At 62.9% G+C, this 25,266-nt stretch carries 25 protein-coding genes; 15 read left to right on the top strand and 10 right to left on the bottom strand.

Features of this window, described 5'->3' with window-relative positions:
• Positions 1-3 precede the first annotated feature (3 nt).
• The 3 genes from M729_RS0119590 to folE form a co-directional block, all read right to left on the bottom strand.
• Positions 4-978: a patatin family protein gene (locus tag M729_RS0119590; protein ID WP_174299064.1), complete on the bottom strand. Its 975-nt coding sequence runs from the start codon at positions 976-978 to the stop codon at positions 4-6.
• A gap of 81 nt (positions 979-1,059) precedes the next feature.
• Positions 1,060-1,521 (bottom strand): phosphoribosyl-AMP cyclohydrolase, encoded by a 462-nt coding sequence (gene hisI, locus M729_RS0119585; RefSeq protein WP_013531983.1) that lies wholly within the window; start codon positions 1,519-1,521, stop codon positions 1,060-1,062.
• Positions 1,522-1,556: 35 nt separating this feature from the next.
• Positions 1,557-2,192: a GTP cyclohydrolase I FolE gene (gene folE, locus M729_RS0119580; protein WP_013531982.1), complete on the bottom strand. Its 636-nt coding sequence runs from the start codon at positions 2,190-2,192 to the stop codon at positions 1,557-1,559.
• A 240-nt stretch (positions 2,193-2,432) separates the two neighbouring features.
• On the opposite strand from folE, the gene M729_RS0119575 reads away from it, so the two are divergent.
• Complete coding sequence (locus M729_RS0119575; protein ID WP_013531981.1) at positions 2,433-2,879, top strand: iron-sulfur cluster assembly scaffold protein; 447 nt, start codon at positions 2,433-2,435, stop codon at positions 2,877-2,879.
• Positions 2,880-2,983: 104 nt separating this feature from the next.
• Here the strand turns inward: M729_RS0119575 and M729_RS0119570 are convergent, their stop codons facing one another.
• Entirely contained in the window at positions 2,984-3,901 is a 918-nt protein-coding gene (locus M729_RS0119570; RefSeq protein WP_013531980.1) for a LysR substrate-binding domain-containing protein, read from the bottom strand.
• A gap of 92 nt (positions 3,902-3,993) precedes the next feature.
• On the opposite strand from M729_RS0119570, the gene M729_RS1000000137400 reads away from it, so the two are divergent.
• From M729_RS1000000137400 to M729_RS0119545, 5 genes are all read left to right on the top strand, one after another.
• Positions 3,994-4,152 carry a hypothetical protein gene (locus M729_RS1000000137400; protein ID WP_082827388.1) on the top strand — a complete coding sequence of 53 codons (159 nt, stop codon included), beginning with the start codon at positions 3,994-3,996 and terminating at the stop codon, positions 4,150-4,152.
• Between the two features lie 85 nt (positions 4,153-4,237).
• A complete protein-coding gene (yidD, locus tag M729_RS0119560; protein WP_027162584.1) occupies positions 4,238-4,612 on the top strand; it encodes a membrane protein insertion efficiency factor YidD in 375 nt (124 codons plus the stop codon).
• Between the two features lie 134 nt (positions 4,613-4,746).
• Positions 4,747-5,574: a class D beta-lactamase gene (gene blaOXA / locus M729_RS0119555; RefSeq protein ID WP_027162583.1), complete on the top strand. Its 828-nt coding sequence runs from the start codon at positions 4,747-4,749 to the stop codon at positions 5,572-5,574.
• Positions 5,575-5,750: 176 nt separating this feature from the next.
• The gene (gene thrS, locus M729_RS0119550) at positions 5,751-7,727 is read left to right on the top strand and encodes a threonine--tRNA ligase (RefSeq protein WP_027162582.1); all 1,977 of its coding nucleotides are present in this window, start codon (positions 5,751-5,753) and stop codon (positions 7,725-7,727) included.
• Between the two features lie 84 nt (positions 7,728-7,811).
• Entirely contained in the window at positions 7,812-8,750 is a 939-nt protein-coding gene (locus M729_RS0119545) for a GNAT family N-acetyltransferase (protein ID WP_027162581.1), read from the top strand.
• Positions 8,751-8,765: 15 nt separating this feature from the next.
• On the opposite strand, the gene M729_RS0119540 is transcribed toward M729_RS0119545, so the two are convergent.
• Entirely contained in the window at positions 8,766-9,728 is a 963-nt protein-coding gene (locus tag M729_RS0119540) for a hypothetical protein (protein ID WP_027162580.1), read from the bottom strand.
• Positions 9,729-9,885: 157 nt separating this feature from the next.
• Between M729_RS0119540 and M729_RS0119535 the strand changes: the two genes are divergently transcribed.
• Together M729_RS0119535 and M729_RS0119530 are read left to right on the top strand one after the other, a co-directional pair.
• A complete protein-coding gene (locus tag M729_RS0119535; RefSeq protein ID WP_027162579.1) occupies positions 9,886-10,470 on the top strand; it encodes a nitroreductase in 585 nt (194 codons plus the stop codon).
• Complete coding sequence (locus tag M729_RS0119530; RefSeq protein WP_027162578.1) at positions 10,471-11,079, top strand: flavin reductase family protein; 609 nt, start codon at positions 10,471-10,473, stop codon at positions 11,077-11,079.
• Positions 11,080-11,096: 17 nt separating this feature from the next.
• On the opposite strand, the gene M729_RS0119525 is transcribed toward M729_RS0119530, so the two are convergent.
• Complete coding sequence (locus M729_RS0119525) at positions 11,097-11,813, bottom strand: TetR/AcrR family transcriptional regulator (RefSeq protein WP_024505353.1); 717 nt, start codon at positions 11,811-11,813, stop codon at positions 11,097-11,099.
• Positions 11,814-12,209: 396 nt separating this feature from the next.
• On the opposite strand from M729_RS0119525, the gene M729_RS0119520 reads away from it, so the two are divergent.
• On the top strand, positions 12,210-12,884 hold the full coding sequence (locus M729_RS0119520; protein ID WP_027162577.1) for an isoprenylcysteine carboxylmethyltransferase family protein: 675 nt from the start codon (positions 12,210-12,212) through the stop codon (positions 12,882-12,884).
• Between the two features lie 7 nt (positions 12,885-12,891).
• On the opposite strand, the gene M729_RS0119515 is transcribed toward M729_RS0119520, so the two are convergent.
• A complete protein-coding gene (locus M729_RS0119515; RefSeq protein ID WP_027162576.1) occupies positions 12,892-13,773 on the bottom strand; it encodes a CoA ester lyase in 882 nt (293 codons plus the stop codon).
• A 2-nt stretch (positions 13,774-13,775) separates the two neighbouring features.
• On the bottom strand, positions 13,776-14,228 hold the full coding sequence (locus M729_RS0119510) for a MaoC family dehydratase (RefSeq protein ID WP_027162575.1): 453 nt from the start codon (positions 14,226-14,228) through the stop codon (positions 13,776-13,778).
• A gap of 151 nt (positions 14,229-14,379) precedes the next feature.
• Between M729_RS0119510 and M729_RS0119505 the strand changes: the two genes are divergently transcribed.
• Positions 14,380-15,504: a DUF2336 domain-containing protein gene (locus M729_RS0119505; protein ID WP_027162574.1), complete on the top strand. Its 1,125-nt coding sequence runs from the start codon at positions 14,380-14,382 to the stop codon at positions 15,502-15,504.
• Here the strand turns inward: M729_RS0119505 and M729_RS0119500 are convergent.
• Both M729_RS0119500 and parE read right to left on the bottom strand, forming a co-directional pair.
• The gene (locus tag M729_RS0119500; protein ID WP_027162573.1) at positions 15,501-17,567 is read right to left on the bottom strand and encodes an FUSC family protein; all 2,067 of its coding nucleotides are present in this window, start codon (positions 17,565-17,567) and stop codon (positions 15,501-15,503) included. The genes M729_RS0119505 and M729_RS0119500 overlap by 4 nt on opposite strands.
• A gap of 45 nt (positions 17,568-17,612) precedes the next feature.
• A complete protein-coding gene (gene parE / locus M729_RS0119495; RefSeq protein ID WP_027162572.1) occupies positions 17,613-19,670 on the bottom strand; it encodes a DNA topoisomerase IV subunit B in 2,058 nt (685 codons plus the stop codon).
• Positions 19,671-19,907: 237 nt separating this feature from the next.
• Here parE and cpaB point away from each other — a divergent pair, with 237 nt between their 5' ends.
• Genes cpaB through M729_RS0119470 form a run of 5 tightly spaced genes read left to right on the top strand, consistent with a single transcriptional unit; the run spans position 19,908 to position 25,264 of the window.
• Positions 19,908-20,834 (top strand): Flp pilus assembly protein CpaB, encoded by a 927-nt coding sequence (gene cpaB / locus M729_RS0119490; protein WP_245267599.1) that lies wholly within the window; start codon positions 19,908-19,910, stop codon positions 20,832-20,834.
• Between the two features lie 30 nt (positions 20,835-20,864).
• A complete protein-coding gene (locus M729_RS0119485; protein WP_027162570.1) occupies positions 20,865-22,313 on the top strand; it encodes a type II and III secretion system protein family protein in 1,449 nt (482 codons plus the stop codon).
• Positions 22,314-22,317: 4 nt separating this feature from the next.
• Positions 22,318-22,587, top strand: coding sequence for a hypothetical protein (locus M729_RS0119480; RefSeq protein WP_013531962.1), 270 nt, complete (start codon positions 22,318-22,320; stop codon positions 22,585-22,587).
• Between the two features lie 44 nt (positions 22,588-22,631).
• A complete protein-coding gene (locus M729_RS0119475; RefSeq protein WP_013531961.1) occupies positions 22,632-23,846 on the top strand; it encodes a CpaE family protein in 1,215 nt (404 codons plus the stop codon).
• On the top strand, positions 23,843-25,264 hold the full coding sequence (locus M729_RS0119470) for a CpaF family protein (protein WP_013531960.1): 1,422 nt from the start codon (positions 23,843-23,845) through the stop codon (positions 25,262-25,264). Before M729_RS0119475 ends, M729_RS0119470 begins: the two co-directional genes overlap by 4 nt.
• Positions 25,265-25,266 lie beyond the last annotated feature (2 nt).

Below are 25,266 nucleotides of genomic sequence, written 5' to 3'. Positions count from 1 at the left end.
TGATCAGGCGAGAACTGTCTGCAGCCGGGTCAGTTCGCCGATCTGCGCCATCGTCGCCTGATAGCCGAGATTGATCGCCTCGTCGGCGCGGTGGAACTCGGTCAGGCCGATATGGCTGAGCTTCGGCTGCAGCGACATGTCTGGCGGATCGCCGGCAAGTCTTGCGCGCGAAATGCGGTCCTGGATGATGTTGAAGGCCTCGACCATGACGCCGGTGATGCCGAGCCGGGTCTGATGCGACTGGTGTTCGGGATCGCCATGTCCGGCCCTCGGCGCGTCCTTTTCGACGACCAGTTCGCCAGCGCTGTGCTTGATGACGGCGGCACGGCCGAACAGGTCATAGTGAAGGTTGACCGCCACGACGAGCGGCTGCTCGTAGGCGCGGCAGACCGAAACCGGTACGGGGTTGACCAGAGCGCCGTCGACCAGCACGCGGCCGTTGCAATTCACCGGCTCGAACACGCCGGGAAGCGCATAAGAGGCGCGCATGGCGGTGATCAATGAGCCGCTCGACAGCCAGATTTCGTGGCCGGTGCGGATTTCGGAAGTGACCGCGACGAACGGCTTGGCAAGGTCCTCGAAACGAATGCCGGCCATGTGCTCGCGCAGCCTTGCATCGAGTTTCATGCCGCCGAACAGGCCGCTGCCGCGCAAATTGAGATCGAGCAGGCCGAAGATGCGGCGCTTGGTCAGGCTGCGGGCGAATTCTTCGAGCTCGTCCAGTTTGCCGGCGAGATAGCAGCCGCCGACCAGCGCGCCGATCGAGGTGCCGGCGATCATCGATACTTCGATGCCGGCTTCATCCAGCGCGCGCAGCACGCCGATATGCGCCCAGCCGCGGGCGCACCCGCCACCCAAGGCAAGCGAAATGCCTGTTTTCTTTTGGGAGTTCGTTTCGGACGCGCCGCCTGACGAGGACAGGCCGTTGGCCTCCCTGACATCTGGTCTGTTACGCAATGACGCCCACTCGAGCATCATAATCTCCCTTGTCCCACGGCTACTATACGAGCGGGGCGTATCGAAATGATGAATCTGTGTCGTTGGTGTCAGGCAGAAGGTTCAAGCTGTTGGTTTCCGATACGTGTTTTCCGCATCGAACAGCGGCTTGCTGCCGTCGATGGCAAGCGTCCCTTTGCCGTCGACCAGCCCCACCGTCCGATAAAAGCATGAACGCCGGCCAGTGTGACAGGTTGCGTCGTGGCCCAACACTTTGACGCGCAACCATATGGCATCCTGGTCACAATCCGTGAGCATCTCGACGACATGCTGAAAATTGCCTGATGTTTCGCCCTTTTTCCAAAGCGCGCTGCGCGAGCGCGACCAGTAGTGGGCGATGCCGGTCTCAAGCGTCAGTGCCAGTGCTTGCGCGTTCATATGCGCAACCATCAACAGCATGCCGTCCGCGGCGTCTGTCACGACGACCGTGACCAGCCCGGCTGCATCGAAGCGCGGCGAAAACACCGCGCCTTCCTCGAGAGCCTTCTTGTCCGACGGAGCTTTTGGAAATTCCAGTGCCGACATCGCCGGTCCTTATTTTGATGGCCGGCGAGGGCCGATCAGACCCCGCCGCCGCGCACCATGGTGACGAAACGGACCTGCTCTTCGGGCGTGTCCTTGAAAACGCCGGTGAAGGTCGAGGTCAGCGTGGTTGATCCCTGCTTGCGGATGCCGCGCATGGCCATGCACATGTGCTCGGCCTCGATCATGACGGCGACGCCGCGCGGATTGAGCACGTCCTGGATGACGCCGGCGATCTGCGCCGTCAGCGCCTCCTGGGTTTGCAGGCGGTGGGCGAAGATATCGACGACGCGTGCGATCTTGGACAGGCCGACGACCTTGCCGTCCGGAAGATACCCGACATGCGCCTTGCCGATGATCGGCACCATATGGTGCTCGCAATGCGAATGGAATGTGATGTCCTTGACGATGACCAGGTCATCGTAGCCGGCGACCTCCTCGAAGGTGCGGCCGAGCTCGTCGGCCGGGCACATGTCGTAACCACCGAACATTTCGCGAAAGGCCTTTGCCACCCGCTTCGGCGTGTCGACCAACCCTTCGCGGTCCGGATTGTCGCCGGTCCAGCGCAAAAGCGTGCGCACGGCGGCTTCGACTTCGGCTTCGCTTGGCCGGTCGGTGACCGGCTTTTCCATATAGGCTGACTGTGGCATGAGCTTCTTGATGACGGCATCCATAAAGGCGTCTCCCGTAGTCCCTCTCGGCGGAGGAACGAGTTGAACGGACCACGACCTTTCGGTGTCGGAAACTCGCCCCGTTTCCAGCCCCGTAAGCGGCGTGAACTTCCCGGCAAGGACATTGGCTTTCGTCGTTCTTGTCGATACCGGACTGCCAGCATTATATAAGGTCATAGCGAGCGAAAGGAAGACACGACAGCGGCAATCGCTGTTCGCTTGGCGGCGACGGATTGGAAAATTATGATAAACGACGTCTACAACGCGAAAATTCTCGGTTTTGCCGGAAACATCGCCCGCATCGGCCGTCTCGATCATCCTGACGCGACCGCCAAGGCGCACTCCAAGCTATGCGGTTCGACCGTCACCGTCGACCTCAAGATGCAGGACGGCGTCGTCACGGATTTTGCCCATGACGTGAAGGCCTGCGCGCTCGGCCAGGCGTCGTCATCGATCATGGCGCAGCATGTCGTCGGCGCGAGTGCCGAGGAATTGCGCGCGGTGCGCGACACCATGCTGAAGATGCTCAAGGAAAATGGCGCCCCGCCGGACGGCCGCTTTGCGGATCTCAGATATTTGGAGCCGGTGCGCGACTACAAGGCGCGGCACGCTTCGACCATGCTGACTTTCGATGCCGTGGTCGACGCGATCGGCCAGATCGAGAAGAAGCGCGCCGAAGAAGCGGCCTGACCTTGGGATTTGGCCGTCCACGGTGCGCAGGCTTCGCGCAGGCGCCCAAAATCTTTGCTGCCACGGCTTGGCATTTGGCTGGACAGGAACCGGGCCAGAAGGGTTTAAGCCTGCGCTTCCAACGCCCGCCTGCTTTCGGCAAATTCACTTCTGAGCCAGTCGGCGAACGCGGCGGCCGGCTCCGAGAGGTCGTGCAGGTTTCTGGCCACCAGCCAATAGGCGCCGGATGCGACGTCGATGTCGAACGGCTTGACCAGCGCGCCGGATGCGATTTCCCCGCCGATCTGCAACAGATCGCCCAATGCCACGCCATGTCCGAGCAAGGCGGCCTGCTTTGAAAGCGACGCATCCGCCAGCATCGGCCCGCGCGCGGGCACGGCGTCGGCGGGCACGCCGGCCGCTTCGAACCAGCGCACCCAGCCCTGGCGGTTCTCCTCGTGCAAAAGCGTGTAGCGGCCAAGATCGATTGGCTTCCTGAGGGCAGGGCCAGAAGCAAGCAGCGCCGGCGACAGGACCGGCGAATCGACCGTCGAGGCAAGCCGCTCGGCCTGGCTGCGCGGCCACGAGTCGGCATGCGCGCTGAAGCGCAAGGCAAGCTCCGGCTGATCGCTGCGGAACTCGATCAGCCTTGGATCGACTTCGAGGGAGACGTCGATGTCGGGCCGCAATTGGCGAAACCGGTTGAGCCGGGGAACCAGCCACACGGAGGCAAGCGACGGCTCGACACTGACGCGGACCACGGACTGTGCCGGTGTCGCCACCAGATCGCCAAGCAAGGTATCGATGGCGTCGAAACTTCTGACGAGCTGATCCAGCAGACGCCGGCCGGTGTCGGTCAGTTCGACTCGTCGATGGTGACGTTCGAACAAGGGTCGATGCAGGAAGATTTCGAGCTCGCGGATCTGCCGGCTGATCGCCGCCTGCGAGACGAAAAGCTCCTCGGCGGCCCGGCTGAAGCTCAGATGCCGGCCCGCCGCCTCGAAGCTCCTCAATGCCGTCAGCGGCAGGCGCCCACGCTTCATTTCGCATAACCCAGGATTATCCGAAGTGGAAATTATACTCGTTTGAAGGCGAAGGCCAGCGGCGGTCTAATCCATGTCAAAGGAGACCGACCATGATCCAGCTGCTGAGCATTTTTGGCGATGTCATGCGGATCGCGACGTTTCAATGGCGTGACGAAAAGCAGCATTCAAAGCGCCGCGAGGGGCCGGCCAGTCGTGGCCGCTGGGCGCCGTCGGCTGACAGGCAGCCGTTTCGCCGTTCCCGTCCGTGATGGCGGGGGCGTGCAAGGAGCGGGGATTGCGTTCTCCGGCGGAAGTCCACATCTATCGCCTGGGAAACGCGATACGGAGACTGTGGTGCGCGACCAGCATGGGCATGCGCATATAGACGGGTCGCAAAAACGCGGCCGCAACTGGCCCGGCCCCTGGCGCAAGACGCCAGGCCGTCTCCTCGGCACGTCGCTCGTGCGCCTCTATCAGCTGACGCTGTCGGGCTTTGTCGGCAATTCCTGCCGGCATCTGCCGACCTGTTCGGAATATGCGCATGAGGCGATCGCCCGCCATGGCCTGTGGGCCGGCGGCTGGATGGGATTCTTCCGCGTGCTGCGCTGCGGGCCATTCGGTACGCATGGCATAGACCTGGTGCCGGAGGCGCTTGCGGATCGCTATCTCTGGTTCATGCCCTGGCGGTACTGGCGGATCGGCAGCAAGCGCGGCAAAGCGCAGGAATAATGGCCGGGGGGAGAGCAGGTTTACGATCCGGTAGGGTTAACAACAGCCTGCACAAAGACTGCGCATTTGAGACAAAATCGAGACAAGAGACCCCGCTAAGCCGCTCGCGAACCCCCTTCTGGAGCGAGCAGAAAATGCGCAATTTCGACCGTCTTCCCTTCATCTTTGCCGGGATCCTGTTCCTGCTCGCCTGGCTGCTGGGATTTCCGCTGCGCGCGCAATCGGCGCCGCTGGGGGATTTGCAGTGCACGGTGATCGCCGATGCGGCGAGCGGCAAGACGCTTTACCAGGACGGAGTGTGCGACCAGCGGTTCAGCCCGGCCTCGACGTTCAAGGTGCCGCTGTCGCTGATCGGCTATGACAGCGGGATCCTGAGCGACGAGCATACGCCGGCGTGGGACTACAAGCCGGAGTTCAAGGCGGTGAAGCGGGACCAGAAGACCGTCGATCCGGTGATCTGGGAACGGGATTCGATCGTCTGGTTCTCCCGTGAAATCACCAGTCGGCTCGGGCCGGAAAAATTGGCTGGCTATGTCTCCAAATTCGGCTACGGCAATGCCGATGTTTCCGGCAATTCCGGCAAGAATGATGGTTTGACCCAATCCTGGATAAACTCCTCGCTCAAGATCACGCCGGTCGAGCAGGTCGATTTCCTGCGCAAGCTGCTGGCCCGCAAGCTGCCTGTCTCGGCCAGGGCCTACGACAAGACATCAGCCATCATCCCGACCTTCCAGGCCGGAGGCTGGACGGTGCAGGGCAAGACCGGAAGCACCAGGCTGCGCAACGATGCCGACAAGGTTCAGGATAAGCGCTCGCTTGGGTGGTTCGTCGGCTGGGCGAACAAGGATGGCCGCCAGATCGTCTTTGCGCGCCTTGTCGTCGACACCGATCGGACCGATATGCCCAAAGGCCTCAAGACCCGAGCCGCGTTCCTGAAGGACCTGCCGCTGCTCATCAAATGAAGTCTGACATTTGAGCCGGGCTTTACGGCGGCGGAATCTGTCCATAAAAGACAGCCGCTGCCGGACGCATCCGGCCTACTCTTTGCATGTCGTAACCCCAAAACCGCCCACACACTTTTGGGGGACATGCATTTCAACCACCCGCGCTCGTTTGCGGGACTGGATAGGAGATATACATGCTGAATTCCGTTTCCCTGACATTTCCCGATGGCTCCGTCCGCGAATACGATGCGGCGATGACCGGTGCGGGCCTCGCCGAATCGATCTCGAAATCGCTGGCCAAGAAGGCGGTCGCCTATGCGATCGACGGCACCGTCCGCGATCTCAGCGATCCGCTTGGCAAATCCGGCAAGGTCGAGATCGTCACCCGCGACGACCCGCGCGCACTCGAACTGATCCGTCACGACGCCGCACATGTGTTGGCGGAAGCCGTGCAGGAATTGTGGCCGGGAACGCAGGTGACCATCGGGCCGGTGATCGAGAACGGGTTTTACTACGACTTCGCCCGCAACGAGCCGTTCACGCCTGACGATTTTCCCGTGATCGAGAAGAAGATGCGCGAGATCATTTCGCGCAACAAGCCGTTCACCAAGGAAGTCTGGTCGCGCGACAAGGCGAAGAAAGTGTTTGCCGACAAGGGCGAACGCTACAAGCTGGAGCTGATCGACGCCATTCCCGAGGATCAGGATCTCAAGATCTACGCGCAGGGCGACTGGTTCGACCTTTGCCGTGGCCCGCACATGGCCTCGACGGGGCAGATCGGCAACGCCTTCAAACTGATGAAGGTGGCCGGCGCCTATTGGCGCGGCGATTCGAACAATCCGATGCTGACCCGCATCTACGGCACGGCCTGGGCTGATCAGGCGCAGCTCGAAGCCTATCAGACGATGCTGGAGGAGGCCGAGAAGCGCGACCACAGGAAGATCGGCCGCGAGATGGACCTGTTCCATTTCCAGGAAGAGGGGCCTGGCGTCGTCTTCTGGCACGCCAAGGGCTGGAAGATGTTCCAGAACCTGGTCAACTACATGCGCCGCCGCCTCGACGAGCAGGGCTATCAGGAGGTCAACGCGCCGCAGGTTCTCGACAAGAGCCTGTGGGAGACGTCAGGCCATTGGGGATGGTATCGCGACGCCATGTTCAAGGTGACGGTGGCCGGCGACGATACCGATGACGACCGGATCTTCGCTCTGAAGCCGATGAACTGCCCGGGCCATGTGCAGATTTTCAAGCATGGGTTGAAGTCTTATCGCGATCTGCCTGTCAAACTTGCAGAATTCGGCAACGTCCACCGTTACGAACCATCCGGCGCGCTGCACGGGCTGATGCGTGTGCGCGGTTTTACGCAAGACGATGCGCACATCTTCTGCACCGAAGAGCAGCTGGCGGCGGAATGCCTGCGCATCAACGATCTGATCCTGTCGACCTATGCTGATTTCGGTTTCGACGAAATCAGCGTCAAGCTGTCGACGCGGCCGGACAAACGCGTCGGTACCGACGAGGCGTGGGATCACGCCGAGGCGATCATGGGCGGCGTGCTGGAGACGATCAGGACACGGTCCGGCAATCGCATCAAGACCTCGATCAATCCGGGTGAGGGCGCCTTCTACGGGCCGAAATTCGAATATGTGCTGAAGGATGCCATCGGCCGCGAATGGCAGTGCGGCACGACGCAGGTCGATTTCAACCTGCCGGAGCGGTTTGGCGCCTTCTATATCGGCTCGGATTCCGAGAAGAAGCAGCCTGTCATGGTTCACCGCGCCATCTGCGGCTCGATGGAGCGCTTCCTCGGCATCCTGATCGAGAACTATTCCGGCCATTTCCCGCTGTGGTTCGCGCCGCTGCAAGTGGTGGTGGCGACGATCACGTCGGATGCCGACGACTATGCGACCGAGGTGGTGGCAAAGCTCAAGGCCGCTGGGCTGTTGGCGGAAGCGGATCTGCGCAACGAGAAGATCAACTACAAGGTCCGCGAGCACAGCCTGGCCAAGGTTCCGGTCATCCTCGTCTGCGGCAAGCGCGAAGCGGAAGAGCAGACGGTCAACATGCGCCGACTGGGCTCGCGCGACCAGGAATCGCTTGGCCTTGACCAGGCGATCGCGCAACTGACCGAGGAAGCTGTTACACCCGACCGCCGGCGCAAACGCGCGGCCTGATTGGCATAATTTCTACCAAATGGCGGTGGAGCGATCCACCGCCATTTTCATATCCCTGTCACGCCTACCTTGTAACGAGCCCCTATGCTCAAGTTGAAATTGCGCGAACGACCCTTTCCCGAGCTTTCCTATGCCAATCCGCGCCAGCCGGCGCTGACGCGCTGGTTCATACATTCGGTCGAAGGCTTGTCGGGCCGCGACCGCTACACAGCACTTTATGATTTCTGGCGCCGCCAGATCGTGCCGACCGGCGAACGCGTGTTCAGCCGCATGCTCGACCTGATCGACGTGCGGGTGCGGACCGCTGATCAGTGGCCACCCGCGCAATTGCCGGACACGCCGCTGGTGATCGTCGCCAATCATCCGTTCGGCATCGGTGACGGTATCGCCGTGCTGTCGCTGGCCGAGCAGCTCGGCCGTCCGTTCCGGGTGATGATCCACAAGGATCTGCTCAAGATCCGCGAGATGGAGCCTTATTCGCTGCCGATCGACTTTTCGGAGACCAAGGATGCGCTGAAGAACAACATGGCCGTGCGCCATGAAGCGGTGCGCCTGCTGAAAGAGGGCGTCACCATCGTGGTATTTCCGGCCGGCGGTGTCGCCACCGCGCCAAAGGGTTTTGGCCGGGCGCGCGATCTGCCGTGGAAGATGTTTCCGGCCCGCCTCGTCCAGGACGCCAGGGCGTCGGTCATCCCGATGCATTTTTCCGGGCAGAACGGCAGGCTGTTCCATCTTGTCAGCGGGCCGATGAACATGGCCGAGCGCGACGGCCGGGTGGCCAAGTTCGTCGGCAAGGCCTCGCTGACGCTGCGCACGTCGCTGCTCATCCACGAATTCGCGCGGCTGTCGGGCAAGGCGATCGACGTGCGCGTCGGCGATGTGCTGAGCTGGAGCGAACTGGAGCCGTTGCGCGACCGCAAGGCCTTGCTCGACCGCCTCTATCGCGGCGTGTTCGACCTGGCGCCAGCTTTGCCACGCCGCCGGATCCCGTTCCTGCCGGCGCGGACCGAACTGGCGGCTTGATCCTTAAAACGAAAGTTAATCCGCGCCTTCTTCAGGATCCATCGCCGCGGCCTCGGTGGCCAGAACCTCGATTTCCTGGTTCTGCCCGGCCACGACCGTAAAATCCTTCTGGTAGATGCGGTCGCGGTTCTTGGCGATGATGGTGTAGTCGCCCTCGGCCAGCACCATCGAGGCGAAAGCGCCGACGGTTTCCTTGATCGGATCGCCGGACTCGTTGAGCAGTGACCAGGACGTGTCGGCGATCGCCTCGCCACCGGTTTCGCGCACCAGCTTCATCGTGATCTCGGCGGCGTGATGCTCGACGGTGGCTTCGGTCAGCTTGCCGGCCTCGACGCGGATGTCGGAGCGAATGACTGCATTGACCGCGCCATAGGTCGAGACGACATGGTAGATGCCGGCGTTGAGCCGCACGACGCTGTTGGGCTCGACATCGGGAATGATCAGCGCGCGGTCGCCATTGGCCTCGGCAGTGCCCTCGTAGATCGAAAAGCGCAGCTTCTTCGGTGGAATGCGCACGCCGCCGGACAGCACGGCGTCGAGCTTGAGGCCGCCGGCATCGAGCACGAGGCTTTCGCGCTTGGCGTCCTTGCCGACAGTGATGCGTTTGGTGGCGCCGGCCCGGCCGTAGGAGGCGTGAACCAGATAGCTGCCGGGTTCGAGCTGGAAGACGGCGGTGCCGCCATGCGAGGAGGCGACCATCGGCAATTTGCCGTTGACGGCTTCCGGCTTGAAGACCCGCCAGACGATACCGCGCGTGATGTCGGAACCCTTGTCGGTCAACTGGGCAGAGAGTGTGATGGCACCGCCGCCGCTCAGTGCCAGTGACGTCTCGCCTTTCGGCGTCGCGTAGCTCGAAATTCCCGGAAGCTTCAGGTCGCTGACACCGTCGACATTCTGCGCCATGGCGAACGAAACCGGCGCCATGAACAGCAGGGCGCCGAGCCAGATCAGGAAAAGACGGATAGTCCCCTCAAACATGCCTTGCGTTGAAGCCCATGGCGGTGGCAATTTCAAGGCTTAAGAGTCCGACCGATACGACTCTTCCGTCCGGCGTATCCCGCGCCAATGCCCGAGCCGCCCGAATCCCCGATGGTGCGCTTCAGCTCAAAACAGAATGTCCAGGAGACTTGCGCCCATGGCGTCGCCGATCATCGACTTCCTGCTGACCCGAAACTCCGCACCGATTCCAGATCTGAAGGAGCCGGCGCCGAGCGATGCGGAGATCGCGACAATGATCACTGCTGCCTCCCGGGTGCCCGATCATGGCCGGTTGGAGCCCTGGCGCTTCATCCTCTACCGTGGCGACGCCCGCGTCGAGATCGGCAGGCAACTGGCAGCACTTGCCGAGCAGCGGGAGGGCCCATTGACGGAGGGCCGCCGCAATCAGGAACTGGCGCGGTTCTCGCGCGCACCGCTGGTGATCGGCGTCGTATCTGTCCCCAGGGAGAATCCAAAAATCCCGCAATGGGAAATGTTCCTGTCGGGCGGCATGGCGGCGATGAACCTGATGATATCAGCCAACGCGCTGGGCTTTGGCACCAACATGATCAGCAACTGGTATTCGGATGTGCCGGAGGGCAGGGCACTGCTGGGGCTGGCGCCGCAGGAGCGGGTCATCGGCTTCATCCATATCGGCTCCTATGCCGGCCCGGCGCCGGAGCGGCCCCGGCCCGATCCGGCAAAGCTTTACGGCGACTATTCGGGGCCGTGGGCGGGCTGAATGTTCTACGAACCTTCAAAGGGCCACGGCCTGCCGCACGACCCTTCGAAGGCGATCGTGGCGCCGCGTCCGATCGGCTGGATTTCGACACTGAACAGGGCTGGTGAGATCAACCTCGCGCCATATTCCTTCTTCAATGCCGTTTCGACGCGGCCTTTCATCGTCTGGTTCTCCTCCGAAGGCGAGAAGGACAGCGCCTCCTTCGCCCAGGAAACCGGCGAGTTCGTCGCCAATCTGGTCAGCCGCGATCTCGCGGAGAAGATGAACCGCACGTCGGTCAATGCTCCGCGCGGCGTCAATGAGTTCGTCTATGCCGATCTTGCCATGGCGCCGTCGCGCCTGGTGGCGCCGCCGCGCGTGGCGGCAGCGCCGGCCGCGCTCGAATGCCGGGTGACTGAAGTTTTTCGGCCAAAGGCCCTGGACGGGTCGCCGACAAGTGCCGTCATCGTCGCCGGTGAAGTGGTCGGCGTGCATATCGACGACGCCTTCCTGACGGACGGCCTGTTCGATATCACCAAGGCCGGCAATGTCGCTCGTCTCGGCTATATGGACTATGCCAGCGTCGACGAGGTGTTTTCGATGCGCCGGCCACGCTGGGAGAAGGACTAGATATCAGGCTCGGCCAGCTATCGCGCCTTGCCGGCACTCGTTCGCCGCCTGGCGGTCATGACGGTGCGCACATAGCCGGGCTCGCCGATCCGAATGCTTCCATCGGGCAGGCCCAGTATGCGGTCGAGGGCGATCTCGTAGAGCCTGACGCGTTTCTCCAGGACTTCGATCGCGGCCTCCATGTCGGCGTCGCTGCCGCCGGCAATGGCCTTGGCCACGACATCACGCGTGGCCATGCCGAATTGCATGACGATGTCGGCGACACCTTCCGGATCGAAGGTCCTGAAAGTGCCGTCTTCGATTCCTTGCCTGATGACCTTGACCAGCAGCGGTGAAAACGACGCGCTGGCGGCCAGATTGATACGGTGGAAAAGCACCAGATTCTCAGGCCGGAACATCGTCTCGAAAAGAGCCCAAGCTTCCGGCGCGGTTTCGATCTTGGCCCGCCGCGACTGGCTGAGCAGGCCATTCAGGCGGCCAAGCGGGTCGAGGCCGGGATCGTGGAGTATGTCCTGGACCCCAGCCAGTGCCTGTCTTGCAAAGCGATCGGCCAATGCCTCCAGGAGAGCCTCCTTGGAGGGGAAGTAATGATAGAAAGCACCCTTCGAGATGCCGGCGGACGCAATCACGTCATTGAGGCTCGCTTTGTCATAGCCCTGGGTCAGGAACAGGGCCTGGGCATGGTCCAGAAGTTCTTCTCGCCTGAGTTCTGGATGCTTGATGACACGGGGCATGACGAACTTTCTGCACGTGATGGCTGCTCCCGTCCAGTCCCGACGTCGGCAGCCAGGGCAACGAATTTCGGGTTAACGGGTCCCTTCGGAGCCTCCGCTTGCGCGTTGGCTGACGGAGCATCAAACGAAAAACCCGCCTGTGCGGCGGGCCACTGGCGCAAATCAGCACCATGGGCAAAAATGTACCATAGCTGAGATCACCGAGTCAAGAAAAAATTCCTAACACGGAGGCTGCCCGGCAAAAGCGGCCAACACAACCGACTGCTGCAAGCCTTTTGTTAAGCTGGAGTTCGGAGCCTCGGGTCGAAGGTTCGCTTGAACTATAGACCAGTGGTCTGTATGGTAGACCAATGGTCTAAAATACCAATCATCAGCGGATATCAAGGCAGGTCGATCATGATCGCGAAATTGGTTCTTCAGACATTCGTCTGGTTCGTCGCTATGGGCGCCTTGCTCTTCCTGTCGGCCGGAACGCTGCATTGGCCGGGGGCCTGGGTCTATCTGGTGGGGATGGTGGGCCTCAGTCTCACCTTGGGCGTGGCGCTGGCGAGGCGCGATCCCGGTCTGATGAATGAGCGGCTGAGCTCTCCCATCCAGAAGAATCAGGACGTGGCCGACAAGGTGCTGCTGTCCATACTTCTGCTCGCCATCTTTGGTTCTCAGATATTCATGGGATTCGACGTTCGTTTCGGCTGGTCGGCGGTTCCCGTCTGGGCGCAGGTGGTTGGCGCATTGGTCCTGCTGCTCGGAATCTGGATCTGCTATCTGACGATGCTGGAGAACAGTTTTGCGGCGCCCGTGGTCAAGATCCAGGACGAACGCGGACAACGTGTGATCTCCACCGGGCCTTACAGCTACGTCCGCCATCCTATGTATGCCGGCGCCATCCTCTTCTTCGCCGGCACGGCACTTCTGCTTGGTTCCTGGTGGGGGCTGGCGTCGGTGCTCGTGCTCGTCGTTCTCTTGGCCATCCGCACCTTCATCGAAGAGAAAACGCTTCGCGCCGGTCTGCGCGGCTATGACGACTATGTGGCCCGGGTCCGTTACCGCCTGATTCCATTGGTTTGGTAGCAGGCGCTCAGGCGGAAACACCTGCCGCCTTTGCCCGCGCCAGAAGCCGCTGGGCCAGCCGCAGGTGCGGGCGGTCGAACATCTTGCCGTCGATAGCGACGACGCCGGGGCTTCCCGCTGCCGCGAACGCAGCAACGATTGCCGCCGATTGTCTCACCGCCTCGGCCGACGGCGTGAAGGCTGCGTTGATGACCGGCACCTGATCGGGGTGGATCGCCATCTTGCCGGTGAAGCCATCGCGTTCGGCCTCGGCGCACTCCGCGGCGAAGGCCGCCATGTCGCGAAAATTCGGGAAGACGGTGTCGATCGCCGCGACCTCCGCCGCACCGGCGGCGAGTATGGTCATGGTGCGAGCGTGACGGAACACGTCCGTGTAGCGGCCATGCTCGTCGCGGGCGCTGCGCGCGCCGAGCGCCGCCGACAGGTCTTCCGCGCCCCAGGTGAGCCCGGCAAGCCGCGCGCTGGTCCCGGCATAGGTTGCCGCCGCCAGCACGCCTGCCGGCGTTTCGGTGATGATCGGCAGGATCTTGATCGCGCCATCGGCCAGACCGTTTTCGGCCTCGCGCACCCTGAGTTTTGCCGACAGGTGCTGCACATCCTGGCCGCCGTTCGACTTGGGCAGCATGATGCCGTCGGGTTTCGCCGGAACCAGCGCCGCCAGATCGTTATCCGTCAGCCCGGTCGCGAGGTCATTGACCCTGACATAGATGGCGGAAGTCGTTTGTGCCCTGCGTTCCAGGATGAAGCGCGCCGCTACGCCGCGCGCCAGCGCCTTGTTGTGCGGCGCCACGGAATCCTCGAGGTCGACGATGACCACGTCGGCGCCGGCACCAAAACCCTTTTCCAGCTTCCTCTCGGAGTCACCGGGGACGAACAGCAGCGAGCGCATGATCAGGCCGCCTTCTTCAGCATCATCGCTTGCCTGGTGCATTTGGCGACGAGATCGCCATGCTGGTTGTAGGCGCGATGCTCGAATTCGACGATGCCGCGATCGGGCTTCGACCTGGACTCGCGCACCGAGATGACTGTCGTCTCGACGCGAACGGTATCGCCATGGAAGACCGGATGCGGAAACACGGTTTCCTTCATGCCGAGATTGGCCACCGTGGTGCCGACGGTGATGTCATTGACCGAAATGCCGATCATCAGCCCGAGCGTGAACAGCGAATTGACCAGCGGCTTGCCCCATTCGCTCTTGGCGGCGAAATCGAAGTCGATGTGCAGCGGCTGCGGGTTCAGCGTCATCACCGAAAACAGCATGTTGTCGCTTTCGGTAACGGTCTTGCGCAGCGTGTGCTGGAAGACATGGCCGACGACGAACTCTTCGAGATAAAGTCCGGCCATTTCTTTCTCCTCAGGTGCTTGACGGTTGATAGGCGCTGCAAATCAGCCTCGCAAGCCAGTTAATGAACATGGTGAACGGTTCGTAAACCAATTCTGCCTACGGTCGTCAGTGGGGTCGGAACCTTCCGGCAAGGGGCGTAAGCAGGCGGGCATGGTTGTTGTTTCGCATTTCCTGAAATGGATCTACACGGCCAAGGTGTCGGAGCGCGCCGCGGCGGCGAGCGCTCTGGCCCGAGCCTACATCAATTCCGAATTGCCCTTCGAGGACCGCTGCGCCGCAGAGGCGGCGCTGACACTGTTGCTCGACGATGCCTCGTCAAAGGTGCGGCTGGCGATGGCCGAGGCGCTGTCGATGAGCCAACACGCGCCAATGCAGATCATCAGCGCGCTGGCCTCCGACCAGCCGGAAGTCGCCGGCGTGGTGCTGGCGCGCTCGCCGCTGCTCACCGACGCCGACCTGATCAACCGCGTGGCTTCGAGTCCGAAGGCGACGCAAAAACTGATCGCAGACCGGCCGCTCGTCTCGATGGCGCTGTCGGCGGCCATCGCCGAGATCGGCGAGGCGGACGCCTGCGCCGTGCTGCTCGCCAACAGCGGCGCCGACATCGCCTCGCTCAGCTTCCGCCGCATGGCCGAACGGCATGGGCACCTGCCGCTGGTGCGCGAGGCGCTGATATCGGATGTCAGGCTGCCGGCCGACTGCCGGCATATGCTGCTCGTCAAGCTTGGCGAAATGCTGAAAACGTCGCCACTGGTGATGGCGATGATGGGCGCGGCGCGAGCCGACCGCGTCATGCGCGACGCCTGCGTCAAGGCTTCGGTGACGCTGATCGAAGGCACGCGCACGGAAGAACATGCGGCCCTGATCGAGCATCTCAGGCTGCGTGGCGACCTCACCGCGAGCTTCCTCATCCGCACCATCGCGCATGGCAAGGTCGATTTCTTCGGCTCGGCACTGGTTGCGCTCAGCCAGCAGTCCGAACAAAGGGTTAGGGCGCTGCTGGCCGGCGGGCACGACGTGGCCTTGCAGGCATTGTTCCGCAGCGCCGGGCTCGCCGGCGCCACGCACGCCATCATCCTGCGTGCGCTGAAGATCTGGCGCGAGGTCGCCAACGGCAAGCGCGTCGCCGGTGTGCAGGAGGTCAGCTGGCTGATGCTCAAGGAAGCGGGCGGTCAATCCGCCGAGGGTGATCTCGCCGCCTTGGTCAAATCGATCCATCTCGACGCGCTGCGCGAGAACGCGCGCGGCCACGCGCTGGCGATAGCGGCCGCCTAGCCTTTATCCCTGGCGAAAAAATCCGGAAAATCCTCCATCGCGGCGGCGATGATGCGCAGCGATGCCGCGATCTGCAGCAATTCCCCGGTACCGTTTCGCTGGGCAATACCAGCCGCATATTGCCGGGCGACGGTGACGGTTGATGTCTGCGGATCGCCAGGGGCGCGGAAGAGCAGTTCGCGCGCCAGCCCTCTCAGGAAGTTGGCGATCGAAAGCGCGGTCTCGGATGGGATGGCATGGCTTTGGCTCGCATCGCGCAGCCGAAGGACCTCCAGGCCGACGGTGACGGCGGCGACGCCGCCGCCCAGAACCGCATCGCCTTTCTGACCGGCATTCTGCACCAGCGGCATCAATTGGTTGATGCGGTCGTAGGCGAGGCTCTCGAAGGCCGACCGCCTCGGCACCCGCTCATGCAGGCAAAGCCGCGCCAGATCCTCACGCATGGCGCGCACGATGCGGGTGGCCGCGAGCCAAGGATCGGCCGGCAGCACGACGATGAAGACACCGATCGCCAGCAGGATGCCGACCAGGATCGACGCCGAACCGGCGAAGAAGGGTCCGGGATCGTAGGTCATCGCCTGGTGTGGACTGAGGAAGGCGAGAAAGTTGATGGCGAAAGCCGTCGCCACGCCGACATAGCGTGGATTGGCCATGGCCAGCGCCGTCGGCACCAGGATCGGCACGACAAACAGCATGAACCAGCCGAAGCCGGGCAGGGCAGGCAATGCGATCTGGCCGACGAGAAAGGCAAACGGCAGCGCCAGAAGCGTTCCCTTGAAGAAACCCCAGGCGACCTGCACAGGGTCGGGGCGAGCAGCAAACAGGCTCGACACGACGGCGACGAGAATGACCGTGCCGGCGGCTTCCGACCATTTCGTCGTCAACCAGAAGGCCGCGACCAGCAGCGTCGCAAGGGCAGCGCGCACCGCGTTGCGCGCTGCGCCGGCGTAATCGCGATGCACCACCAGCGCAGGCTGCCTGCTGCCCCTGGCCGGGCGCGTGGCAGGCGCACGCAGGGCATCGAGGCCGCGCAGCACCTGCTTGAGCGCATCGGCGAAATCGGCGGCAATGGTCAGGCGGGTGATCGTGCCGACCCTGTCGTCGCCCTGGTCGGTCGAGGCATCGGGCATTTGCCGGGCCTTGGCCGAGATGGTGTCGAGCCGCGCCACCCAAGGCGTGGTGTCGTCCAGCGCGCCGGGCTTCGCGGCCATTTCACCGACAAGGGCCTGCAACTCCGAACGCACCGGAATGAGCGCCGCATTCTTCGGAGCGGCATGCGAATGCAACGCACGTGCCGCCGACAGCGCCGAGAGCAGTTGTCCGATCGTGCGCCGGACCGGATGCGCGCGCGGCGCGAAGCTCGGCGCCTCGAGCCTGGCATAGGCGCGCATCTCGCCGAGCGTCTGGGTATCCGTGACCAGCTTTCGGTGCAGCGCGGACAGCGTTGCCGGGTCGCCGCCGGAGAACGCACCGCCGGCATAGGTGGCAAGATCGAGGATGCAGCGTTTCAGGCGCGAGACGATGGCGTCGCTGGCCAGTTTTGGCAGGATCAGCCGGCTGGTCAGGCCGGCGCAGACGATGCCGAGCACGATCTCGGCACAGCGCGCGACAGCGAGGTCGACGACGAGATGCGGCTGTCCGAAAGCGGGCAGGCCGATGATCATTGCGGTGTAGCCGGCAAGCGCAGCGCCATAGGCTTCCGGATTGCGCAGCAGCGACGAGACGAAGGTGCAGATGCCGATCCAGATGGCAAGCACAGTCACCAGCACCCAGGGGTTGGTGCCGAAAACGGTGGTGATGCCGATCGCGGCGATGCCGCCGACCAGCGTGCCCAGCAGCCGGTAAAAGCCCTTCGCCAGCACCATGCCGGCAACCGGCTGGGCGACGATGAACACCGTCATCATGGCCCATTGCGGATGGTCGAGCTTCAGCGCATAGGCTGCCAGCAGCGCGATCAAGCCGGCTGAAACGGTGCGCAAGGCAAAGATCCAGTCGGAGCGCGTCGGCTGCGTCAACCCGGCTAAACTCGTCTCGAAATAGCCTTTCAGCCGCGTCCTGGTCACATGCTCGTCTCCGCAACTGGAGCCTTGTTATGGACCGGCTGGCGGCTAGATATCCAGCACTTCCGTCTCGGCGAATTCGGCGCGTTCCTGGATGAACCGGAAGCGGGCCTCCGGCTTCGAGCCCATCAACGCATCGACGGCGTCCTTGGTCGCCGTCTCGGCGTCGATTACATCGATCCTGAGCAGCGTTCGCTTCCTCGGATCCATGGTGGTTTCCTTGAGCTGGGCGGCCATCATCTCGCCCAGACCCTTGAAGCGGCCCAGTTCCACCTTGCCGCGCCCGGTGAATTCGGTGCGCAGGAGCTCGTCCTTGTGGGCGTCGTCTCGGGCATAGGCGACCTTGCCGCCTTGCCTGATCGAGTAAAGCGGCGGCACGGCGAGATAGAGATGGCCGCCACGCACCAGCGCCGGCATCTCCTGGTAGAAGAAGGTGATCAGCAGCGAGGCGATATGGGCGCCGTCGACATCGGCGTCGGTCATGATGATCACGCGGTCGTAGCGCAGATCCTCATCGCGGTACTTCGAACGCGTACCGCAGCCGAGCGCCTGGATCAGGTCCGAAATCTGTTGGTTGGCCGCCAGCTTATCGTTGCCGGCGCTGGCGACGTTGAGGATTTTGCCGCGCAATGGCAGCACGGCCTGGCTGGCGCGGTCGCGCGCCTGCTTGGCCGAGCCGCCGGCCGAGTCGCCTTCGACGATGAACAGTTCTGCACCGGCCGCGGCATTCTGCGTGCAGTCGGCGAGCTTGCCCGGCAGCCGCAGCTTGCGCACCGCGCTCTTGCGCGACACCTCTTTTTCCTGGCGCCGGCGCACCCGCTCGTCGGCGCGTGCGATCACCCATTCGAGCAGCTTCGAGGCTTCTTGCGGATTGTCGGCCAGCCAATGGTCGAATGGATCGCGGATCGCGGTCTCGACAATTCGAATTGCCTCGATCGTCGCCAGCCTGTCCTTGGTCTGTCCGACGAATTCCGGCTCGCGGATGAACACCGACAGCATGCCCGCTGCCGAGATCATGACGTCTTCCGAGGTGACGATCGAGGCGCGCTTGTTGCCGACGAGGTCGGCATAGGCGCGCAGGCCTCGCGTCAGAACGTTGCGGAAGCCGGCCTCGTGGGTGCCGCCTTCGCCGGTCGGGATGGTGTTGCAGTAGGAATTGATGAAGCCGTCGCCGCCGAACCAGGTTACTGCCCATTCGAGCGAGCCATGGCCGCCCTGTTTCTCGCTCTTGCCGGCGAAAATCTCGCGCGTTACCTGGAAGTCGTCGCCGAGCGATGCCTTGAGATAGTCCTTCAGGCCGCCGGGAAAATGGAATTCCGCCTTGGCCGGCGTCTGGTCTTTTTCCTTGATCAGCGACGGATCGCAGGTCCAGCGGATTTCGACGCCGCCGAACAGATAGGCTTTCGAGCGCGTCATACGGTAGAGCCGCGCCGGTTCGAACGCCGCGCCCTTGCCGAAAATCTGCTCGTCGGGGTGGAAGCGGATCTTTGTGCCGCGCCGGTTGTGGACCTCGCCCAACTGTTCCAGGCCGGTCACGGGAACGCCGCGCGAGAATTTTTGCCGATAGAGTTGCCGTCCCCGCGCGACCTCGACCTCGAGATGGTCCGACAGCGCGTTGACCACGGACACGCCGACGCCATGCAGGCCGCCTGATGTCTCGTAAACCTTGGAGTCGAACTTGCCGCCCGAATGCAGCGTCGTCATGATCACTTCAAGCGCCGGCTTCTTGAACTTCGGGTGCGGATCGATCGGGATGCCGCGGCCATTGTCGGTCACGGCGAGATAGCCGTCGGCCGAAAGCTCGACATCGATGAAGGTGGCGTGGCCGGCAACCGCTTCGTCCATCGAATTGTCGATGACCTCGGCGAACAGATGGTGCATCGCCTTGTCGTCGGTACCGCCGATATACATGCCTGGCCGGCGGCGCACCGGCTCCAGCCCTTCCAGCACCTCGATGTCGGCGGCGCTATAGCCCTCGCTGCCGTCCTTGGTCGAGGCAGGACGCTTGGTGGCTTGCACCACCAGTGGATCCGCCGGGCGCGCAGCGGTACGCACCGGCTGCGGCTGCTTGTCCATATTGCCGAAGAGATCGTTGCTGTCGTCCATGCCTGCCATAGGTTCCGGTGCTGCGAATCACCTCGCGATACTGCCACGCTTTTCAGCGCCAAGCGACCGAGGTTCCTGTTCCGTTCGGGGATCTGGGCCCTCTTACCCCAAAACCATTCGATAACCAAGCCGGCGGAAATAGATCCGATACCAACGCCCGGGATTCCTGATTCTTTAACAATGCCGCCTAACGTGAGCCCAACTAAATAAGAAACTGCTGATATCAGGGGTTTAGGCGTGAGGGGCAAGGCCATATCGATGATCGGCATCGCCGCCGTTTTCGGCGCGATCTCGATCTTTGCCGCGGATTTCTGGGTCAAAAGCCAGGCCAAGGCCGATTCCGAAGAGAAGACGTCGTCGATTCCGGCACCTGTCGTGCCGAAAGTCGAATTCAAGACCATCGTGGTGGCGAATGCCCCGTTGCGCTACGGCATGGAGCTCGACCGCGCGCAGCTCAGCGAAATCCCGTGGTCGCAAGAGTCCGTGCCGCAGGGCGCCTTCACCACCATCAATGCGTTGCTCGCCGACGGCAGCCGCGTGGTGCTGTCGCCGATCGAGGTCAACGAACCGGTGCTGCTGACCAAGCTGTCCGGCCCGAATGGCCGCGCGACGCTCTCCAACATGATGACGCCCGGAATGCGGGCGGTCGCCATCCGCACCGACGAGATCGCCGGAGTCGGCGGCTTCGTCACGCCCGGTGACCGCGTTGACGTGGTGCTGACGCGCGATGCCGGCGAAATTCAGGAAGTGGCCAAGAATGCGCAAGGGGCTGCCGGTTCCACCATCACCTCCGAGATCGTTGTCGCCGATGCCAAGGTGCTGAGCGTCGGGCAGGGCGCCGACGAGCGCCAGACGACGCCGCAGATTTCCAATTCGGTGACCATCGAGGTGACGACGGACGGCGCGCAGAAAGTAGCGCTGGCCCGCACCGTCGGCACGCTCTCGCTGTCGCTTCGGTCCGCCAGCGAAGGCGGTGACGGCAAGAACGGCGTCACCACCATCTCCTCCTTCGGCGGATCGGTCGCCTCGAATGTGCAGGCCGCGGCCGGCTCGGTGTTCGACGCCGTCACCAAGGAGCCGGAGAAACCGAAGTTCAAGACGGTCATCGTAACGCGCGGCACGAAGGCCGAGGAATACCAGGTTCCTTCGCGGGACCAGAAATAAACCAGTGGGGACTGGGTGAGGGACGGGACAATGTTCGGGCTGTTCATATATCGGGTCATGACGCGGTTGCGCGTTTTGCGTGCCGTGGCTGTCGCGTCTTCGCTGGCCGCTGCGGCGACGCTGGCCTTGGGCGCCTCGGCGGCGAGAGCTGACAACGACGTCGTCTACGTGTCGTCGACCAAGAATGCGTCAATCAAGGTTGCCAAGGGCAAGCCGAAGACGATCATCACCAGTGCTGCCTTCTACCAGATCGTCATCGGCGATCCGGAGATCGCCAACGTCAATCCGCTGACCGACAAATCCTTCTATGTGCTCGGCAACAATCTCGGCACCACCGGGATTGCGCTGTTCGATGAGAAAAAGCAGCTTGTCGGCACCGTCGACATCGAGGTGACGCTCGACACCGACCAACTGGCCAGCACCATTCGCGCCAGCGTGCCGGATGCCAGGATCAAGGTCGGATCGGCCAATGGCCGTGTCGTGCTGTCGGGCGAGGCCGACGATGCCGTCGCCGCCGAAAAGGCAAACAAGATCGCGACGCGCTTTTCCGGTGCCGAGGAGGTGATCAACTCGGTCAACATCTCATCTTCGCAGCAGGTCCAGCTCAACGTCCGCTTTGTCGAGATCAACCGCCAGGCGGGCCAGGATCTGGGTGCCAAATACGCCGCCAATTTCGCCTATGGCCTTGGCGGCCGCGACGTCTCGATCGATCCGGGCACAGTGCCGACGGCCGGTACTGGCGAGATCATCGGTCGTCTCCTATCGAACGGCGTATCGATCGATATCGCCATCAAGGCGCTGGAAGAGCGCGGCTTGGCGCGGCGACTGGCCGAGCCGAACCTGATCGCCCGGTCCGGCCAGACGGCGAGCTTCCTCGCCGGCGGCGAGTTCCCGATCCCGGTCTCGGAGGACAACGGCAAGATCTCGGTCAGCTACAAGAAATACGGCGTCAGCCTGGATTTCACGCCTACGGTTCTGAAAGACGGGCTGGTCAGCCTTGATATCGCGCCGGAAGTCTCCTCGATCGACGCGTCGGCCTCCTACAATATCGGGACGATCTCGGTTCCTGGCTTCATCGTGCGCCGTGCCAGGACGTCGGTCGACCTGAAGAACGGCCAGAGCTTCATGATCGCTGGACTGCTGCAGTCGCAAAACGACATCACCACGTCGCGCATTCCGGGCCTTGGCAAGATGCCGGTGCTTGGGGCGCTGTTCTCGTCGAAATCCTATCAGCGGCGCGAGACCGACCTCGTCATCATCGTAACGCCCTATCTGGTCAAGCCGGTCGATCCGTCGAAGAAGCTCGTCGAGCCGACAGATGGCACGCAGCCGGCCAGCAATGCCGACTATTTTCTCAACAACACCGAGGAAGTGAAGGATTCCGATGCCGGTCGCACCGTGGCGCTGGCAGACGGCCGCGTCACTCAACCTGCAGCGGCCGCTTCGGCTGGGCATTTCCTCGACCTGCCGAAGGATTGAAGCCATGCGTCTGGTCTTTGGATCGAGCGTCGCCTTGCTGCTGGCCGGCTTTGCCGCTGGCTGCACCAGCGACGACTATGTGCGCAGCGAAGGGCCAACGGCCGGCGCCGGCAATGCGCAGGCCGCCAACACCGTCATGCAGATGGTCGATCCCTGGAAATACGGGGTCCAGAACACCAGGCTCCTGGTGCCGGCCCAACGAGGCAGTGCCGCGGCTGTCACACCCGATCAGGCGGCCGGTGCCAAGGCGTCGCAGTCGACCACAGGCAACTGATTCAACGGGCAACTGGTCAACGGGCGACCTGACAGGCTGACAGAATGGCAAACGGCATCAAGACCAGGAAGATCCTGCTCGTATCGACCGACAGGACGTTTGCGCAGGACACGCGCACCGCATTTTCCGCCTCCGAGATCATACAGCTCTCGACGGTGGAGAAGAACGTTACCGAGTTGCGCGGCGAGATCCAGGAAGCCGACTTCGGCGCCATCATCGTCGACATGGATGCGGCAAGGCTGGAGGAGGTCGAGTCGCTGCAGCGCATCATGCGTCGGCTGGAGGACAAGGTTCCGGTCGTCGTCGTCACCCAGGAGTTCAACGCGGCCGCGGTGCGTATTCTCGTGCAGCTCAAGGTCGCGGATTTCCTGGTCAAGCCGATCACCACGGCCGATCTGGTGCGCTCCGTGGTACGGGCGCTGCAAGGGCCCGGGCGCGAGGAAAACACCGAGTCGCAAATCTATACCTTCATGCCTGCGGCGGGCGGCGTCGGCACCACGACGCTGGCGCTGCAGACCGCCTTCCAGCTGCATCACTCGGTGACGCGCGGAGCCTCGACCTGCGTCGTCGATCTCAACTTCCAGCAGGGCGCCTGTGCCGAATATCTCGACCTCGAACCGCGTTTCGACATCACCGAGATCGAGAACCAGCCCGAGCGTCTCGACCGCCAACTGCTCGACGTGATGCTGTCCAAGCATGCCAGCGGGCTTTGCGTGCTGGCGGCACCGGCGCATCCAGCCGAGATGCGCTCGTTCAAGACCGATGTCGTGGTGCGCATGCTGGATCTCGTTTCGGCCTATTTCGACAATGTCGTCATCGACATGCCCCGCACCTGGTTTCCATGGACGGAGACCGTGCTGCTCGGTTCCAACAAGCTCTACATCGTCGCGGAAATGACCGTGCCGTGCCTGCGCCACACCCAGCGGCTGATCCAGGCGGTCTACGAGACGGCCGGCAAGGAAGTGAAGCCGAACGTCATCGTCAACCGTTTCGAACAGAAGATGTTCGATAACGGCATCAAGCAGGCGGACGTCCAGGAAATCCTTGGCGAGCATTTCGTCGGCGGCATCGCCAACAACTACCGGCTGGTGCGCGAAGCAGTCGATCGCGGCGTACCGCTGCACGAGATCGATCCCAACGCCAATGTCGTCAACGATCTGAAGAAGATCATCCTGCCGGAAGAAGCGGTCCCGACCCGGGCGAAATCGCGCTCGCTGTTTGGCATGGGCCGTGGATTGCTGAAGAGGAAAGCCGGATGACCAGCCGCTTCTCCACCCTGCAGAACCGCGATGCGCGTCCGCAGCGCGCGCCTGAGACGACGCCGGTCGCCCATCATGCCGTCGTTATACCAACCAGCCGAAAGGCTTTGCCGGCAAAGCCGGAAGCAGCGCTGGCAAAGAATGCCAACAAGGTGCTCGATGCGCGCGTGCGTATCCACCGGCTGCTGCTCGAAGAGATCAATCTTGTCGCGCTGGAGCGTTTGCCGAAGGATGAGATGCGCCGGCAAGTGCATGACTTCGTTTCGGAAAAGACCAAGCAGGAGCGGATGGCGATCAACACCGTCGAGCTTGACGCGCTGGTCGACGACATCGTCGACGAGATGGTCGGCCTCGGTCCGCTCGAGCCGCTGCTCAAGGATCCCGACATCAACGATATCCTGATCAACGGCCACATGAACTGCTTTGTCGAAAAGAAGGGCAAGCTGCAGCCGGTCCACATTCCGTTCAAGGACGAGGCGCATCTCCTGCGCATCGTCAACAAGATCGTCGCCGCGGTCGGTCGCCGCGTCGACGAATCGCAGCCGATGGTCGATGCCCGCATGCTGGACGGCTCGCGCTTCAACGCGGCCATCCGTCCGGTTGCGGTCGACGGCCCGCTGGTGTCGATCCGCAAATTCTCCAAGAACAAGCTCGGCCTGCATAAACTGGTCGAATTCGGCGCCATCACCCAGAACATGGCCGAAGTGCTGGCGGCGGCCGTGCATGCCCGCAAGACGACGATCATTTCGGGCGGCACCGGCACCGGCAAGACGACCATGCTCAACGCGCTGTCGGCCTTCATTCCGGAAGACGAGCGGCTGATCACCATCGAGGACGCGGCCGAGCTCCAGCTGCAGCAGCCGCATGTCGCACGCATGGAAACGCGGCCGGCCAACATCGAAGGCCATGGCGAGCTGAAGCAGCGCGACCTGGTCAAGAACGCACTGCGCATGCGCCCCGACCGCGTCATCCTCGGCGAGTGCCGCGGCGAGGAGGCTTTCGACATGCTGCAGGCAATGAACACCGGCCACGAAGGGTCGATGGCGACCATCCATGCCAACACGCCGCGCGACGCCATTTCGCGGCTCGAGCAGATGCTTGGCATGACCGGCATGCCGATGACGGTGCAGTCGATCCGCAGCCAGATCGCCAGCGCGCTCGACCTGATCGTCCAACTGACGCGCCTGTCCGACGGCAAGCGCAAGGTGACCAGTGTCGCCGAGGTGACCGGCATGGAAGGCGATGTCATCCAGATGCAGGAGATCTTCCGCTTCGTGCGCACCGGCATGGAGGCCGACGGCAAGATTCTGGGCCACTACGAGGCGACCGGCATCCGGCCGCGCTTCCTCGAGGACCTGCGCGCCATGGGCATCGAGTTTCCCGGACGATATTTCGAACCCGGCCGGCCGCAGGAGTAGCC

Source organism: Mesorhizobium sp. WSM1293 (genome assembly GCF_000513875.1).
Taxonomy (GTDB): Bacteria; Pseudomonadota; Alphaproteobacteria; order Rhizobiales; family Rhizobiaceae; genus Mesorhizobium; species Mesorhizobium ciceri.
This window is presented reverse-complemented; position numbering and strand designations above follow the sequence as displayed.